Source organism: Bacteroides sp. AM16-24 (assembly GCF_003471885.1).
Lineage (GTDB): Bacteria > Bacteroidota > Bacteroidia > Bacteroidales > Bacteroidaceae > Bacteroides.
In genome coordinates this window covers 108,632-127,694 of sequence record NZ_QRKI01000018.1, presented here as the reverse complement: position 1 = coordinate 127,694, position 19,063 = coordinate 108,632, and the positions used below count along the sequence as shown (strand labels likewise).

The following is a 19,063-nucleotide window of genomic DNA, read 5'->3' as shown; positions in this document are numbered from 1 at the left end:
CAAAGATATGGCAGCTAACAACTTATGTCAAGGCGGAAAATAGAATGGTTACCTTTATAGGCTGAGTAATGCCTTCAAACCATCACTTTATTGCCTTCTATAGCAGCCTTTGCCCATTTAAAACATCCGTTTGCTCCTGCCAGTGCAAAACCTTTCAATTGGGTTACAGGCATTAAATCATTCGTTCCTTAAAAGAGAGAATGATCTTTCCTCCTTCAACAGATACAGATGTACATTATGGACCGCTATGAACTATATCTTTATGACCATATACCTTCTTTTTAACCTGAAGTACCACTCTTCTTGCCAGTTCTTTCTTATTTAACGGATGAATATCATTCCACTCTCCCAAGTCTATTGCTACGACTAAAGAAGTATTAGGCTCAAGGTCACTTGCCGTTGAGCCTCTCGCATACCCGCCCAACTACTCTCTACAGGCTGCGGATGCGTCTGCATAAAATTGGGTAGCTGCATAATAAAGAACGGGAGATTTTCATCTGCAAACTTCACTTGCCAATCTTCTATCATCGCAGTCAATAAAGCCTCATATTCACTTGAACGCCCTGCATTCGTCTTGCCTTAATACCACAAAACTCCTTTAAAATGCAGATTTCGTAAAGGAGAAATCATGGAATTATACATGCCAGTCGGAATATTCTGAAAAGACACCATTCACATACACAGAGTCCGCATTCACCATACAACCCAAACGCAATATGGCATCTTTATCAGCTTGCTCAGCCGTAAGACGAATATCCTGACGGAACCAATGTGAGCCACTTACCGGATAACCATTTTTAGTGCCCAATTGATAGGAAAACATATTCACTTCCTCCCAATCGGAATCATCCAATTCCGGTTCATACCACTTGACCGGAGCATGAAGTCCTTCATCCCCTTTATACAAAGAGAGATTCCAAAACCTCGACATCATACCACCTGGTTTATTCATTAAAACCTTATATTCGTCAGAATTATAAATATCCCTTTCACGCAATTTTTTTGGGAATTCCTGTAGAGCATCCTCACTCATCCAAGCCTCAATAGAACTTCCGCCCCAACTTGAATTAATAATCCTGACAGGAACTTTCGTCTCATTATACATCTCTATAGCAAAAAATAAGGTAGTGCGGTATAAGATTTATACAGACCTATACTACCAATAAAGTAAATTTATATCTCATAATATTGTAATTTTCAACATTCCTACTCTTTTATCAAACTTTCAGGCGCTCCCAGAAAAGAAGGCTTCAAACCTCCCATGTCAATCATTATTTTCTGCATAACAAGTGCCGGATCAAGCGGACGGATACGTAAAGTATGCCTTCCTTTCTTATCAAGTAAGTGTTTGGTTTGAGTAGTAATAATGTGATCTGCCTGCAACTTACCAAGCTCACCTTTATAATCACTGTTGATATTGACTATTTGTTCTTCCCCACCATCCAAACTGACCGCATAACGCAATCCTTTATAATCATTGAAATTCAAAGTTGAAGAAAAACGAACGATAACCGTAGCATCCCCACTTTTCTCCGTTTCAAAATCATATTCCACATACATATCTGCTCCCGGAACGGCTGTGGTAGGTAAAGTAGTGACTGCAGACAACGTACGTCCCAGATTTGGAATTGTAACCCAACTAGCAGATGTACTGTTAGCTGAACGGGTATAATGTTCCGCTTCAATAGATACATATCCATCCTTTTCTACAAATACAGGTGGTGCAGGGGCAATACGAGGTTCCGGAACAAAAGTAACTTTAGGCATAATATTATGTTTCGGATCGTTCCAGGATTTATATCCAATATGTGTCTGATCCATGATATGATTCCATTTGCCACCACTCATTATATGGTTATAGTGATAAGTCAATACAGAATCACGTTCAAAACACGCACGTGCCTTGTCAGCCCATTTATTGGCTTGCACATCATTGGCCTCTGCCAGTTTACGATTCATCGCTACGGCATAATACATATCATATAGGTTGGAGCATGCTTGTATCGGGAAAAGCACCAGTTGGTCAAAAGCATCCCGATACTCAGCAGGCATCAGATAATAGAGTTTCAAGGCATCCAGGCATAACGCTGCATACTTATCTTTTACACTTTGCCATTCATTATAATTTTCCAGGCTGTAAGTCCTGTCATCCAACATTTCCGGAGTCACCCTACGATTGTATTTAGTATAAGTATCAATCAGACGAGCTGCTTCTTCGGCATAGTTTCCACCAAACTGCTGACGACAGAAATCTACTGTATGCTGAAACAGATTATTTTCGTTGAAACGTTCCGGATTCCAGGCCATATCCAGGAAGAAGGTGATCGGATACTCCATTGGTTTCAGATCGCCCACATTCACCACCCACAATTCACGTACACCATAGTCATAGGTCAGAGCCATCTGTTCCCATGTACGCTGTATCTGGGTGATATTTATCCATTTAGAGTTGCGGGGAGCTCCTACATAATCGAAATGATAATACATGCCATACCCACCCTTGCGAGGCTTAGCTTTCAAGTCGGGTAATTTACGTACATTCCCCCAGTTATCATCACAGAGCAGTAGTGTTACGTCATCAGGTACTCGCATACCTTTATCATAATAATCCTGTACTTCCTTATAAAGTGCCCACACCTGTGGAGTTTCTTTCGCCTTCTTACCAGTAACTTTCTCTATAATCTTCCGCTGATCTTTCACTATATTCTGTAACAGGGAAATATTTGCATCTTCACTCATCGGTTCATCACCATCACCACGCATAGCAAGGGTTATCACTGCTTCCCAATCTTTACAGCGTTCCATACCTTTCTGCCAGAAGTCACATAATACGGCAGCATTTGTGTTATAGTTCCATTCCCCTGTTCCACGACGTTTCCAGTCTTTCTGAGCCTGTCCCATCGGTTCATGGTGAGAGGTACTCATCACAATTCCCATTTCATTGGCCAACGGGCCATTCATCGGATCATCATCATAGAAGGCACTGTTCCACATAGCAGGCCACATAAAGTTTCCTTTCAGGCGAAGCACCAATTCGAATACTGTTTCATAGAATTTACTGTTAAAACCACCGAAAGTAGCACTGGCCCATCCACCCAAAGAAGGCCATTCATCATTCAGGAAAATACCGCGATACTTCACAGCAGGCTCACCATCCGTATAAGTTCCTTCCTTGATAGATATAACATCATGTTTTTCTACCGGCACATCTGCCCAGAAATACCAAGGAGATACCCCCATCTGCCGGGCAAGTTCATAAATGCCATAAATAGTACCACGTTTATCACTACCGGCAATCACCACCGCTTCTTCTACTCCATCTATGGGATTCTTCACAGTCTGTAGAATATACTTCTCACGCTTACCCTGCAAATCAGCCGCATTGATCTTCCCTGACTGCAACAACTGTTTAATCCAAGAACTATTTTCTATAGAACCGACAATCAGCATACGCTTCCCGTATGCAGAGTAAATAATTTCAGGTGTCTCCCCTGTTACCTTACCCGCATCTGTCTGCAAATTTACTACGGCACGCACTACACCTTTATCTTCCTGCGGATCTATCAATATGGGATAAGCTTTTCCCTGCTGTATCCAGACAAAACCACTCCCCTCATTCGCTACAAACCGTTCTGCTGCAGATAATGGCTGTAATAGCACTAAACTCATCAAGCAATAGATAACCCAACTAATTTTTGTTTTCATGGTATGATACTTTTTAATTAATTTCTGTCTTGTACAAAAATAGTCTATTACAATATATTTTCTTGTTCCGCATGTTCCCACTTACTATAGTCAATGTTACATCCGGCATTTTCATGTTACATAAATTTCTATTCATGTAACATCTGCCCTGCAAACAACCATAATTACAAAAAACAATCTACATTTTGTGATTTTCCTCGTTCTTCTCTGACAAATATAGCAAGAAACAATTTTAATATTCATAAACATGAAACATCTATTTCGTAATTTATTGATTATAGCATTTGTCGTATGCTGTAATTTGCAACAGGCTCTTGCACAACAGATGCCTCCTATTCCCATCGATTCGAATGTACGCATCGGAAAACTGGACAACGGCCTAACTTACTATATCCGCAAAAACAATCTCCCCGCCGAACGGGCAGACTTTTATATCGCTCAGAAAGTAGGTTCCATCCAGGAAGAAGAGAACCAACGCGGTCTGGCACACTTCCTCGAACACATGTGTTTTAACGGAACTACACACTTCCCGGGTGATGCCCTGAAACAATATCTGGAACGCATCGGGGTTAAGTTCGGTGAAAACCTGAATGCCTACACCGCAGTAGATGAAACCGTATATAATATTTCGAATGTACCTGTCAATACTCCGGGTGCCATCGATTCTTGTTTATTAATTCTGCACGACTGGAGCAATGACCTGACCCTGGACCCTAAAGAGATTGATAAAGAGCGTGGCGTCATCAATGAGGAATGGCGTACACGTATGAGTGCAATGCAACGTTTCCAGGAAAAGTTGCTTCCTGCCATGTTTGCCGGCACCAAGTATGCCACTTGTTTCCCCATCGGAACGATGGATGTAGTGATGAACTTCAAGCCGCAGACACTAAGAGATTATTATGAAAAATGGTATCGTCCCGACTTGCAAGGCATTGTTGTGGTGGGAGACGTAGATGTAGATGCCATCGAAGCACAGATCAAGAAACTGTTCGCCGATATCCCTGCACAACCCAATGCCGCCAAACGCGAATATTATCCGGTAAATGATAATAAAGAGCCGATTGTGCTGATTGCCCGGGATAAGGAACAGCCACACATCCAGGCTATCATCTTTAACAAACACGAAGCAACTCCCGACTCGGAGAAAGGCAATATGGATTATTTGATACAGGACTATGCCATCGACCTCATCAATAACATGCTGAATGCACGACTGAACGAACTGCTTCAGGCTGCCAACCCTCCGTATATCTACGCAGGAACCTATGATGGAGATTTCTTCGTTGCAAAAACCAAACAAGCCTTTACCGGCATCGTTGTTTGCAAAGAAGATGCAGTGGAAAACGGTATCACCACCTTGGTCCGCGAAATGGAACGTGCACGCCAGTTCGGTTTCACCGAAAGCGAATACCAACGTGCCCGTGCCGAGTATCTGCGCAATATGGAATCTGACTACAACGAACGTGATACACGTAGGAACGAGGAATATATTGATGAATATGTACGCCACTTCCTCGACAACGAACCCATACCGGGCATTGAAAACGAGTATGCCATCATCAACCAGATAGCTCCCGCCATCCCCGTACAAGCTCTGAATCAGATGATGCAAATGTTGATAACAGATACCAACCAGGTAGTCGCCATTTTCGCCCCGGAAAAGGAAGGTCTGAAGATGCCGACAGAAGAAGCTATCAAAAAGATCCTGCAAGATGTAAAAGCTGAGAAATTGAGCCCATATGAGGATAAAGTCTCCGACGAACCTCTGATAAAAGAAGCTCCGAAAGGTGGAAAAATCATTTCCGAACAAAAAGACGACGTATTCGGTACTACCATGCTGACACTGTCTAACGGAGTCAAAGTAATCATCAAGAAAACTGATTTCAAAGCAGATGAAATTACCATGAAGGGAGTAAGTTTGGGTGGCAGTTCATTATTTCCTAACTCGGAAATCATCAATATCAACGGACTGGATGCAGTATCTGTAGGTGGTCTGGGTAACTTTAGCGCTGTAGACCTGGAAAAAGTACTGGCAGGCAAAAGAGCCTCTGTCGGTTATGGTATCGGTGATAAGACAGAAACCGTGAATGGTTACTGCTCGCCGAAAGACTTTGAAACAATGATGCAACTCACCTATCTGACATTCACTGCTCCGCGCCGTGATGATGAAGCTTTTGCATCCTATAAGAACCGCAACAAAGCAGCATTACTGAACCTGGAAATGAACCCGAACGTTGCCTTTAGCGACAGTATTACCTTTGCATTGCAAATGGGACATCCCCGTACCATCCGCATGAAAGCCGATATGATAGACAAGATGGATTATGATAAAATCCTTGCAATGTACCAAGACCGTTACAAGGACGCCAGTGACTTTACATTCATCCTTGTGGGCAATGTAGACGTTGAAAGTATGAAACCACTCATAGCCGAATATCTTGGAGCATTGCCTGCCATCGACCGTAAGGAATCATTCAAAGACAATAAGATTGAATACCGCAAAGGTGTATATAAGAATGAGTTCGTCCGTGAACAGGAAACAGCTAAAGCCTCTAACTTCGTCAGTTTCATCGGTACGTGCAAATATGATTTAAAGAATTCCATTCTGCAGGACATGACTTGCCAGATTATGGATTTAGTTTATACCGAGAAAGTACGCGAAGATGAAGGTGGAACTTATGGGGTATATGTAGGCGGCAATCTCTCCAAATATCCGAAGGAAATAGCCGGAATACAAATAGTTTTCGATACAGCACCTTCTAAGAGAGAGAAACTGATGAAAATCATCTTTGCCGAAATAGAGCATATATCCAAAGAGGGTCCGTCTCAAGCCAATCTTAATAAGGTAAAGGAGTTTATGCTGAAGAAGCATGCCGAAGACCTGAAAGAAAACAGCTACTGGATGGGAAGCATTGACGAATATCTGTTTACCGGAATGAACCCGATAAAAGACTACGAACAAACAGTCAATAGCATCACAGCTAAAGATATTCAGAAGTTTGCTGATGACTTGTTCAAACAGAAAAATGAAGTAGAAGTTTCAATGATTAGTCCGGATAAATAATAATAATATATAGTAGTAATAAAGAAAGGCTGCACTGTGCTTGAAGCACGGTGCAGCCTTTCTTTATTAGCTTCTTTCGGGGCATGAGCAAAATGTGATAAAGTGATAGGGCGATAAAGTGATAACGGGATAACGCTCTGTGATATATAGCGCAGCCATTTTATCGCCCTATTACCCTACCACCTTATCACTCTTTTTCTTCCTTCCTTATCATTTTAAAGTGAATTACGGGAGTTAAGCCGCCACATCACCACTTTTATCTCTTTTCGCTGCGACGGTTAAGGAAAATTGTAGTAGGTACTTATTCTTTCCACCATGGAGAAAGTTGCTTTCTATCACGGGGAAACTTTCTTTCCACCATGGTGGAAAGAAAGAAACTCCACGGTGGAAAGAATAAACGTTCGGATGGAAAAGGCTAACCGTTGGAAGGGAAAAAGCATAGGAATGCCTAAGAAAGGAACAACGACACTACAATCCTGCACTACAAATCCCTTCCCCACCTGTTAGAAAAAGGCGGTTTCGACCTCAGTCTCCGTAAATGGGCAGAACTAGTCAGCCTGAGGATAAAAGAATAAAAAGAACTCAAAGAGTTGTCCGCATTTTTACTTCTGAATATTTTTACATGTTTTTTACGGATAGCCTTTGCAGTTCAATAAAAAATACATAAATTGCCGTATTTAAAAACACGAAGGCTGTATTGCCCGATAATAGAAATAAAACTATGCAGTATGAGAAGGATGTGATTTACTCCCTGAAAGTAACCGGGACCATGATAACAAATGATTGTCATTATTATCTGATAGAAAATGAAGGAATCAAATACAAGGTGAAAATGCTGAAATTCCAGCACAAACTACCGGTTCCCGATGAAGTGAAATGTATCGTTTATAGCTATGATGCCGATGACACTCCTCTCTTTGCACAACATAAAGGTGAAATATCACGCAAACTTTATACAGTCGGCAGCACTTACCCTTTCGTTGTGCAACAAAAGCCAGGTTATCAATCCGGACACCGCAATATCTATTATGGATATGATATGAATGGCATACGCGCCTTAATCCAGGTAGGAATAGGGAAAGAATTGACTATAGGAAGAAATGTCCGCTGCACGGTCAAGCATATCAATCCGGATGGAATCCTGGGCGTCGTTCCTGTCAACCAGGAAATGGACTGTGAAACCAATTTCATCACCTTCGAGCAATTGATGCATAACATCCATACCGAACAACTGCCAGCCTGCATTCAACTGGAAACACTACGTACCGACTCGACCGGAGATCCGAAAATACAGCAAGTGTTGAAACAATATGACAGTCACGAAGGAGAATGGCTACTGTCATTCCAGAGTATACTGCTTGCCAAAAGAGAAGAAAAAATAGAAAAAAAAGATTGGGAAGGAGTATGCGAATTAATACATTACCAACTTCTTATCACCGAATGGATACTTGAGGATTCCCTGTTCCTTACATTCTATTCGTCGTCCGTAGTTCAATCCCTGCGCGAAAAGGGAGAACGGGAAATATTTGTCTGCGAAGCAATACTAAAGGCCATAGAACTTATCCGGAGCAATGCTGTGGATAATTTTCTAAAACATATATTTACAAAAATACGGACTTCGGGATATTTATCCGACCGAAGCCGGAAGACCGAATTACTGACTGCCTTGTTCCGGCTGGACGACACATTAGCTGATAAAAACATGTTTACCCTCACAGAGTTCTGCCAATATATAGCCTGCAACACTTCAACTACGGAAACTTCCTCCCTGACATCCATTATAGAACTAATCAAGAGGATGATAGAGAAAACCAGAGCAGTGCACGACGTTTCCCCCACTAAAATCATGCACTTACTGGCCATCTACCTGCTGCTTTGCTACAACCGCGAAGCACATACGGCAGTCTATCGCATCATGCTTTATCGCTATGCAGCTTTGGCAAGCCCTTCTTCCGCCGGGATTCTGACGGATAAGGCATTCGATGTATTGACACGGGCAAATCAATCTTACCGCCCGGAGTTTAGTTGGGAAGATGTCGTCCACTTCAAGCCTGAGCCATTCATTACTAAATTGCGCTCATTCATGACGGATACATCTGATGATAAAGACAAGCTGATAGCCCAACATATCACACAAGGAGGACGGATACTGTTACGTAATGGAAAGTTCGGGCTCTATGCCGGTTGCAATCCGGGCGCACTGCTACCCGAACACCAGAAGGTGACGGAGATGGTGTCCGTATTCGACGACAGGATTAGTGTATATGCAAAGAAAGACATCAAACCGAAAGCAAATGAAGCACAAAATGTTTTTGTATTAAAAAATCTCTGGGGAGAGCTGTCAGGACAGCTATCCGGACACATAACGGCATCTACCAAAAAGACACCGGAAAAGATTCTTCCTACGGAGGGAACGCGTGTCAGGATCACGCTGAAAGCATTCAATCCACGTTTTCCACTGATGATGTTTGCAGAAGTAACAGAACCGGGATACGAAGGAACCGGTGCACTACTGGCCAATGAAGTAACCCGTAGCCATATCCACAGCATGGACGGAATTTTTTATGAAGGAGATACCTTTGAAGCCACTGTATCGAAAGTCGGGCAGAATGGGCGTCTGACATTCAGCATCCTCCGGGAGTTGTTTGAATTTGTAACGGGGACAATCAAATACGGTCATCGTGTATATGCCAGGCTGATGCGAATCTCCAAAGGAACAGGTGTATGGGTATGTGAGGAAGGATACACACTGTTCACACCGGGCGCAACACCCTATCCTGAAGTAGGTACGGTAGCCCTGCTGGAAGTGAGGGGCATCAATGATGCAGGATACATCAATGCCACCTGTATAGAAAAATCCGATAAAGAGATAGAAGAAACTGAGGCTCTGGCTAAATTAGTCAGCGAATATATCAATTTCTGTTCTCCACAGGATGAAAAAGCCGAAGAGGAAGAGGGCAATTTCGGACCAGTCTTCACAGACGAGGATGCAATGCTGACCGGAGAGCAGTTATCGCTCCCCCTGATGTGCGAATTACCTTGGCTGCTGGCAGTGACAGCATCCGTCGAAAAGTCGCTGGTGAAACGTTACAACCTGCTGGGAACAGCTTATCTGCTGGCCGGAATGCTCAATGATTCAACCTTAAGCGAGTATCTGGCGCTGCAAATGAATTATGAGGAAAACATCTACAGTTTTGCCACCCATAACGGGCAGGCACGATGGACGCATTTTTCGCGTATAGATGACGCTGCGGTTTCACGTTATCCTTCACTTCGCCCTAAAAAAGAAATGCTACAAATTCTCAGTTTGTTCTATACCCATAACTTCGCCCCGGAGCTTGCAGTAGGCATTGCAACCACCAAAGATGAAAACAAAGAGCGTATAGTCCGGTTGGTACTGGCCCATACTCTTTTACTCAACTCCCTACCGGCGGGCACATTAATCCCTTTGCGCAATGAACTCCTGCAACGCATAGGCGCCGGAGAATTTGCATTGCCCGATGAGCCGGCGGCAAAATCCCCCTCTGCAACAGAACATGAAGACATTCCCCACATGGGTAGGGAGAATGATAAAGTAGAATTTAAATCATCCGTGGTATATCCCGCCGGACGTACCGTACCCGACATGAAACGGCAGTCGGAAATTATACTGCACACCATTGCAGGCTTCCTTAATGCCGCCGGCGGCACACTCTATATCGGCGTATCCGATGCAGGAGCCATAATTGGCCTGAAGGAGGACTACACCTACATGGTATGCGATTCAGATGCCTACGAACGCTTCATCCGCCAACGCATCATAGCAACAATGGGAAAAGATATCAACAGTATCATTAAAATAGATTTTCCCCGATATGGCAACCGCGAAATATGCTGCGTTACAGTGCCTTGTTATGGCAAACTGATTGAACTGAAAGGAGTGATATGGCAAAGGCAAGGCAATTCGACGGTAATGCTCGACGGCAATGCTCTGGCCAAGCAGAAGAAAAGGAAAAATGAGATGTTACAGGCAGAACTTAACCAGATTGCGGAAAAGGAAATAGAGCTAATCAACGAAAGCCTGTTGCAAACCGGAGAAACACAGACAGCAGTTGCCGCCGCCTTTGCAGCCAGTCTGGAAAAGAAGAAAAAGAAAGTGGAAACCGTACCGGGAAAGGCTATGATACAAACATCTCTGATACGCACCAATGCGTTGACGGAAAAAGAAGATGGTACACAGATAGTGTCCTATCTGTCACTGCTTAATAATGGCGGATATCTATTGAAAGACGAATACTCACATATAGACAATGCCATACTCACATTGGGAATCAGGAAAGAGGAAATCGACGGTGCACTGCTCCTCTGCTACGAGAACGGTTATGTCAACCGTGTTCCGTTGAAAATCTTATTGCAGAAGAAGCGTGATTATGTTTATAAGAATGGTGTGAACAGAGATTCACATTTAATATTCGCTACCATTGAAAATGGTGAACCGCACGTCCTGGTACGTACCGCCAAACAAAAGAATGAATACCTGAAAATGTTTCCCGTTGCCAAAATAAAGCAGAATATGGATCTGGCTTTAAAAGGAACTCCACTTTTCTCTTATGATTTCGGAAAGGCAATTGCCTGGGAAGTGATACCGGAAATGGAATCAGAAAAGCTACAAAAGCTCTATAATGACAATCTGGCACATCAAGGGTATGCCATTACATCCGAAGCCGTATCTAAAGAAAGGGAACTATTACGAATAATGGGATGGAATATTGAGAATTAATGATTTACCTGTATAGCACAGGAGGTATGGACATAAAAAAAGGAGTACCGCTGTACTCCAACCTTTGTTAACCTTAAATCTAATACTATGAAAAACACATTGCAAAGGTACGGACTTTTCTGTATTTTGCAAGCTCCGTGTGCGAAAACAGTGTATTTATAACACCATTTAAGAGAAGCTACTCCGTTTTTCACTTCCTTTTTCATATCTTTGCCACAAAACAATCAAAACGACTTATGCCTGACTATGATTTGATAGCTATATTAGGTCCTACCGCTTCCGGAAAAACTCCTTTTGCCGCGGCACTGGCAAATGTTCTTGACACCGAAATCATCAGTGCGGATTCCCGGCAAATCTACCGTGGCATGGACCTTGGTACGGGTAAAGACCTCATTGACTACACCGTAAATGGAAAACAAATCCCTTATCATCTGATTGATATTGCCGATCCAGGGTACAAATACAATGTTTTCGAATATCAACGTGATTTTCTGACAGCTTACGAGACTATTAAACAAAAAGGGAAATTACCCGTTTTGTGTGGAGGTACAGGGTTATACTTAGAGTCCGTATTGAAAGGATATAAGTTGCTCCCCGTTCCCGAAAATCCGGAACTGCGTGCACAGCTGGCTGATAAGTCTTTGGAAGAATTAACCGGGATACTGCAACAGTATAAGACCTTGCACAACACAACGGATGTGGATACGGCCAAGCGTGCTATCCGTGCTATTGAAATTGAAGAATATTACGCACATACACCGGTAGACGAGCGTACATTCCCCCTACTGAACAGCCTCATCATCGGTGTGGATATAGACCGGGAATTACGTCGCGAAAAGATATCCCGCCGACTGCGCCAACGTCTGGACGAAGGAATGGTGGATGAAGTGCGCCGGCTGATAGAGCAAGGCATTCAACCGGATGACTTGATTTATTACGGCCTGGAGTACAAGTATCTGACGCTTTACGTCATTGGCAAGCTGACTTACGAAGAGATGTACCGGGAACTGGAAATCGCCATTCACCAGTTTGCCAAACGGCAGATGACCTGGTTCCGGGGAATGGAACGCCGCGGATTCACCATTCACTGGATGGATGCCGGGCTGCCGATGGAAGAAAAGATTGCTTTTGTACAAACGAAACTCAAAGGAAATTAGTATCTTTGGAGCAGCAAAGACGAAGCCTGGGAGGGTAACTAATGATTATGTAAGACTTTACTAAGAGATAACAATATGAGCGTAGAACCCGAAAAGTGGGGAGTGATATATAACCCCAAGGCCGGCACACGAAAAGTGCAGAAACGGTGGAAAGAAATAAAAGAATATATGGACAGCAAAGGCGTGTCTTATGACTACGTGCAGTCCGAGGGGTTCGGATCAGTGGAACGTTTGGCCGGTATTCTTGCCAATAACGGATACCGCACAATTGTCATTGTAGGTGGTGACGGTGCACTGAATGATGCGATTAACGGCATCATGTCGTCCAATGCGGAAGATAAAAGAGAAATCGCCATAGGCATCATTCCGAACGGTATCGGGAATGACTTTGCCAAATACTGGGAAATGACCTCGGAATACAAAGATGCGGTGGATTGTATCATAAACAACCGTCGCCGGAAAATCGATGTCGGCTTCTGCAATTATTACGACGGCGAGAAACACGTTACCCGCTATTTCCTCAATGCCATCAATATCGGTTTAGGAGCCCGCATTGTGAAAATCAGCGACCAGACCAAACGTTTCTGGGGAGTGAAATTCTTGTCTTATCTCATGGCACTCATTTCGCTTTTCTTTGAACGCAAGCTTTACCGGATGCACCTCAAAATAAACGGAGAGCATATCCGCGGACGTATCATGACGGTTTGCATCGGTAGTGCATGGGGATATGGACAAGTTCCCAGTGCCGTTCCCTACAATGGCTGGCTCGATGTATCCGTGATCTACCGCCCGGAATTGCTACAACTTGTATCAGGCTTGTGGATGTTACTTCAAGGACGCATATTAAACCATAAAGTCGTAATGCCTTACAGGACACAGAAAGTGAAAGTACTGCGTGCACAAAATGCCTCTGTCGATCTGGATGGACGCCTCCTCGACAGACACTTCCCATTGGACATCGGCATCATGCATGAGGCAATCACCTTGATTATACCCAACTAAAATAAACGATTAACGTAAACACCAAATACTTATGTTAGAATTAAAAAATAACCCTGCCGGAAATTTCTTTTTATTGGCAGGTCCTTGTGTGATTGAAGGGGAAGAAATGGCAATGCGCATTGCCGAACGTGTGGTAAATATCACTGAGAAACTACAGATTCCCTACGTCTTTAAAGGTTCTTATCGCAAGGCAAACCGTTCACGCCTGGACTCATTTACAGGAATAGGTGATGAAAAAGCACTGAAAGTATTGCAGAAAGTACATGATACGTTTGGCGTACCCACAGTTACAGATATTCATTCTGCCGAGGAGGCTGCCATGGCTGCCGAATACGTGGACGTACTACAGATTCCGGCATTTCTTTGCCGTCAGACGGACATTCTGATAGCTGCCGCAAAGACAGGAAAGGTAGTAAATATTAAAAAAGGACAGTTCCTCTCCCCTCTTGCCATGCGCTTCGCTGCAGAAAAGGTAGTGGAAGCCGGCAATAAGGAGGTAATGATCACCGAACGTGGAACGACTTTCGGATACCAGGACCTCGTCGTAGACTATCGTGGAATACCGGAGATGCAAACTTTCGGTTATCCGGTTATTCTGGACGTCACCCACTCGCTGCAACAACCTAATCAGACAAGCGGAGTTACAGGCGGTATGCCACAGCTCATTGAAACTGTAGCCAAAGCCGGTATTGCCGTAGGTGCCGACGGATTGTTTATTGAAACACATGAGCATCCCGAAATAGCCAAGAGCGATGGTGCCAACATGCTGAAGCTGGATCTGCTGGAAGGATTGCTGACAAAGTTAGTACGGATAAGAGAGGCTATAAAAGGATAAGTTCACTCTTGTAAAGTGCACTGAGATAAATGGGAATTTAGCAAGTTTTGCCGCTAGATTCCCATTTGTGTAAAAAAACAATCCTCCTCTTGTGATTTCTTTTTCTGCCTTTCGACAAATAGAGCAAGAAACAATTTTAATATTCATTCATATGAAACATTCATTTCGTAGTTTATTGGTGGTAGCATTCGTTTTATGCGCCAGTTTCCAACAAGCGGTAGCACAACAAATGCAGTTTCCGCCTCTTCCCGTGGACAAGAATGTCCGTATCGGCCAATTAGACAATGGCCTGACGTATTACATCCGTCATAACAAATTACCCGAAAACCGGGCTGAATTCTATATTGCCCAGAAAGTAGGTTCCATCCTTGAAGAGCCGCAACAACGTGGCCTTGCTCACTTTCTGGAGCACATGGCTTTCAATGGCACAAAGAATTTCCCCGGCGACGACAAAGGTCTCGGCGTTATCCCCTGGTGTGAAACTGTGGGTATCAAATTTGGAACAAACTTAAATGCCTATACCAGCATAGACGAAACCGTCTATAATATCAGCAATGCCCCGATAGACCGTGCCGGTGTATTGGACTCTTGTTTGCTGGTTCTGCACGACTGGTCCAACTACATTCTGCTCAAAGATGACGAGATAGACAAAGAACGTGGAGTGATCCGTGAAGAGTGGCGTAGCCGTAACAGTGGTATGCTGCGCGTTTATACCGACCTGCTTCCCACTATATATCCGGGCGACAAATACGCAGATTGTATGCCTATCGGCTCTATCGATGTAATCAATAACTTCCCCTACAAAGATATCCGTGACTATTACCACAAATGGTACCGTCCCGATTTGCAAGGTATTGTCATCGTAGGCGACATTGATGTAGACGCTGTAGAAGCCAAACTGAAAACAATATTTGCCGACGTACAGAAAGCGGTAAATCCCGCAGAGCGTGTTTATTATCCTGTTGCCGATAATAAGGAACCTATCGTAGCCATCGGTACGGATAAAGAAGTAGACGATCCGTCTATCGAAGTTTACTTCAAGCAAGATGCAACTCCCGATTCAGAAAAGAACAACGTAGGTTATCTGGCTTCCCAGTATATGACAAGCATGATCACCAGTATGCTGAACGCACGTCTGAGTGAACTGACCCAGAGCGCTAATCCGCCGTTTACCCGTGCATATAGCAGTTATGGTAATTTCTTTGTAGCGAAAACGAAAGAAGCACTCAACCTCTCTGCTTCAAGTAAAGCAGACGGCATCGAAAAAGCCTTGAAAGTCCTGTTACAGGAAGCAGAACGCGCCCGTCGTTTCGGTTTCACAGAGTCTGAATATGCCCGTGCCCGCGCTAACTATCTGCAACGTCTGGAATCTGCATACAATGAGCGTGAGAAGACCAAACACGGTTCTTATGTACGTGAGTATGTACGTAACTTCCTGGATGCCGAACCTATCCCCGGTATTGAAACAGAATATGCCATGATGAACCAGTTAGCTCCTAACCTCCCGGTACAGGCTATAAACATGGCAATCCAGCAACTCGTTCCGGACAGCAACCAAGTAGTTATCATTGCCGGTCCCGAAAAAGAAGGATTAAAATATCCGCAGAAAGAAGAAGTTATTGCTTTGTTGAAAGGTATGAAGAGCCTCGATCTGCAACCGTATGTCGACAAGGTTTCTGATGAACCTCTGATGAAAGAAGCACCGAAAGGCGGCAAAATCGTATCTGAGAAAGAAGGTGAAATCTATGGTAGTACAAAACTTGTTCTGTCCAACGGTGTAACTGTTTACGTCAAGAAAACCGATTTCAAGGCAGATGAGATCCGCATGAAAGGAACTAGTCTGGGTGGCAAATCTCTTTTCCCCGATAAGGATGCACTGAACTTTGCCGTTATGGACAATGTGGTTGCTGTAGGTGGTTTGGGTAACTTCAGTCAGGTAGACCTTACAAAGGTATTGGCCGGAAAGAAAGTTTCTGTTCGTGCCGGACTGGGTGCCACTACTGAAAATGTATTCGGAACTTGTTCTCCAAAGGACTTCGAGACCATGATGCAGTTGACCTATCTCACATTCACCGCTCCCCGCAAGGACATGGAAGCATTTGAGTCTTATAAGAACCGTACAAAGGCTGAACTGGAAAGTGCACAGGCTAATCCGCTTTCTTCCATCAACGACACATTGCAGAAGGCTATGTACAACAACCACCCGCGCGTGGTAATAATGAAACCGGAAATGGTAGATCAGATCAACTATGACCGTATTCTGGAAATGTACAATGACCGCTTCAAAGATGCCAGCGACTTTACATTCTATTTCGTTGGAAACATTGACCTGGAAACAGCTAAACCGCTGATTGCAGAATATCTGGGCGCATTGCCTGCCATCAATCGTAAAGAGACTTTCAAGGATACCAAGATGGAGATCCGCAAAGGTACATACAAGAACGAATTTGCCAAAGAGCAACAAACTCCGACGGCAACTATCGTATTCCTGTATACCGGAAAAACTCCTTATACATTGAAGAATGAAATTCTGTTGAGCTATATGACTCAGGTGCTGAACATGGTTTATACTGAAGAAGTACGCGAAAAAGAAGGTGGTACATACGGTGTAAATTGCATGGGTAGCCTACAGAAGTATCCGAAAGAACAATTGCTGATGCAGATTGTCTTCCAGACCGATCCTGAGAAGAAAGATAAACTAGCCGGTATCGTAGTAAACGAGCTGAAGAAACTGGCAGCAGAAGGACCGTCTGATGTACATTTACAGAAGGTGAAAGAGTACATGTTGAAAAAATACGCCGATAACCAAAAGGAAAATGCATACTGGCTGAACAACCTGAACGATTACTTCTACTATAATATGGATATGACGCAAGGATATACAGATATCGTAAACAGCATCACTGCCAAAGATATCCAGAAGTTTGCAGCCGACTTGCTGAAACAAGGTAATGAGATCGAGGTAACGATGACGGTACCTAAGAAGTGATAATCACTGCCTCATTAATCACCAATTAATCACTAACGACTAATCACTAAAGACATGAATCTATTTCTTGAGCTACGTAAACATGGAAAGTTAGCAGAAAAGCGGCATCCGATGTACGAGAAGAGCAAGTTCGGAAAGTTTTGGATGTACTTCATGAGTGTGTTCTGGGCAGCTTATCTCATATTCTTCGGAACAACTTTCGCCTTTGCTTTCGATGGTGGAGCCAGAGAAGCCTACCATGTAATGAACAGCGGACTCATATTTGTGCTCGCCCTCGACTTTCTTCTGCGCTTACCTTTCCTGAAGACACCTACACAGGAAGTCAAACCCTACTTACTGCTTCCCGTAAAACGGAGTCGTCTGATTGACTTCCTTCTCCTGCGTTCCGGGCTTAACAGCTTCAATCTGCTCTGGCTCTTCTTGTTTGTCCCATTTGCCATCATCACAGTTACTAAGTTTTATGGAGTAATAGGTGTATTGACCTATTGCATTGGTATCTGGCTACTCATTGTATTCAATAATTACTGGTATTTATTGTGCCGCACGCTGATGGACGAACGCATTTGGTGGTTCCTTTTACCGGTAGCCGTATATGGCGGTATTGCAGCAGCTCTTTTCATTCCGGATAACAGTCTGATATTTGCCTTTTCAATTAATTTGGGTGAAGGATTCATCACCGGAAATATACTGACGTTTATCGGCGTTCTGGTGGCCATTGCTATCATGTGGTTCATCAACAGGAGCATCATGCAGAAATTAGTCTATAATGAACTGAACAAGGTAGAAGATACAACCGTACAAGTAAAGACTGTATCAGAATATAAGTTCCTGGATCGTTATGGTGAAATAGGTGAATATATCCGGTTGGAATTGAAACTATTGCTTCGTAATAAAGTATGCAAAAAATCACTCTATAACATCACCGCAGTAGTATTAGCTTTTAGCCTCATTATCAGTTTTTCTGATCTTTACGAGGGAGGAGCACGCGATTTCTTTGTACTTTACAACTATATCATCTTCGGTCTTCTATTCCTCTCGCCTCTGATGAGCTACGAGGGCAACTACATTGACGGGTTAATGAGTCGTAAAGAATCTATCTATTCGCTGCTACGTGCCAAATATATCTTATATAGCCTGGCACTGATCATTCCGTTTATACTGATGATCCCCGGCATGGTAACAGGCAAAGTATCTGTATTGCAATGCATCTCATGGCTTATATTTGTTCCGGGTGCTGTTTATTGCTGCATGTTCCAACTGGCAGTGTACAACAACAAAACCCTCAACCTGAACGCTAAGATGACTGGTCGCCAGAATATAGGTACAGGATTGCAAAACCTTATCTCGGGAGGTGCATTCGGTATTCCCCTGCTACTGCTCTTCGGATTAAAGGCAACGGTTGGTAAAGAAGTTGCACCCTGGATTCTTATTGGTATCGGTCTTGTATTTATCCTAACTTCAAGATGGTGGTTGAGGAATGTATACCATCGCTTCATGAAGCGCCGGTATAAGAATATGGAAGGATTTCACGATAGTAGACAAAAATAATTAC

9 protein-coding genes are annotated in these 19,063 nt (G+C 43.5%); 7 read left to right on the top strand and 2 right to left on the bottom strand.

Annotated features, from left to right (window positions below):
- Positions 1 to 634: 634 nt before the first annotated feature.
- Together DW182_RS22590 and DW182_RS18230 are read right to left on the bottom strand one after the other, a co-directional pair.
- A complete protein-coding gene (locus tag DW182_RS22590) occupies positions 635 to 1,105 on the bottom strand; it encodes a hypothetical protein (protein ID WP_233564183.1) in 471 nt (156 codons plus the stop codon).
- A 101-nt stretch (positions 1,106 to 1,206) separates the two neighbouring features.
- The gene (locus tag DW182_RS18230) at positions 1,207 to 3,705 is read right to left on the bottom strand and encodes a glycosyl hydrolase 115 family protein (RefSeq protein WP_118296423.1); all 2,499 of its coding nucleotides are present in this window, start codon (positions 3,703 to 3,705) and stop codon (positions 1,207 to 1,209) included.
- Between the two features lie 247 nt (positions 3,706 to 3,952).
- Between DW182_RS18230 and DW182_RS18225 the strand changes: the two genes are divergently transcribed.
- The 7 genes from DW182_RS18225 (at position 3,953) to DW182_RS18185 (ending at position 19,059) form a co-directional block, all read left to right on the top strand.
- The gene (locus DW182_RS18225; RefSeq protein ID WP_118296422.1) at positions 3,953 to 6,769 is read left to right on the top strand and encodes a pitrilysin family protein; all 2,817 of its coding nucleotides are present in this window, start codon (positions 3,953 to 3,955) and stop codon (positions 6,767 to 6,769) included.
- 721 nt (positions 6,770 to 7,490) lie between these two features.
- On the top strand, positions 7,491 to 11,528 hold the full coding sequence (locus DW182_RS18215) for a helix-turn-helix domain-containing protein (RefSeq protein WP_118296420.1): 4,038 nt from the start codon (positions 7,491 to 7,493) through the stop codon (positions 11,526 to 11,528).
- Positions 11,529 to 11,764: 236 nt separating this feature from the next.
- Entirely contained in the window at positions 11,765 to 12,685 is a 921-nt protein-coding gene (gene miaA, locus DW182_RS18205) for a tRNA (adenosine(37)-N6)-dimethylallyltransferase MiaA (protein WP_007666432.1), read from the top strand.
- 75 nt (positions 12,686 to 12,760) lie between these two features.
- A complete protein-coding gene (locus DW182_RS18200) occupies positions 12,761 to 13,687 on the top strand; it encodes a diacylglycerol kinase family protein (RefSeq protein WP_007666434.1) in 927 nt (308 codons plus the stop codon).
- Positions 13,688 to 13,718: 31 nt separating this feature from the next.
- Positions 13,719 to 14,522, top strand: a complete 804-nt coding sequence (kdsA, locus tag DW182_RS18195; protein ID WP_007666435.1) for a 3-deoxy-8-phosphooctulonate synthase — start codon at positions 13,719 to 13,721, stop codon at positions 14,520 to 14,522.
- Between the two features lie 151 nt (positions 14,523 to 14,673).
- Positions 14,674 to 17,511: a pitrilysin family protein gene (locus DW182_RS18190; protein WP_118296419.1), complete on the top strand. Its 2,838-nt coding sequence runs from the start codon at positions 14,674 to 14,676 to the stop codon at positions 17,509 to 17,511.
- Between the two features lie 54 nt (positions 17,512 to 17,565).
- The gene (locus DW182_RS18185; protein WP_118296418.1) at positions 17,566 to 19,059 is read left to right on the top strand and encodes a DUF5687 family protein; all 1,494 of its coding nucleotides are present in this window, start codon (positions 17,566 to 17,568) and stop codon (positions 19,057 to 19,059) included.
- Positions 19,060 to 19,063 lie beyond the last annotated feature (4 nt).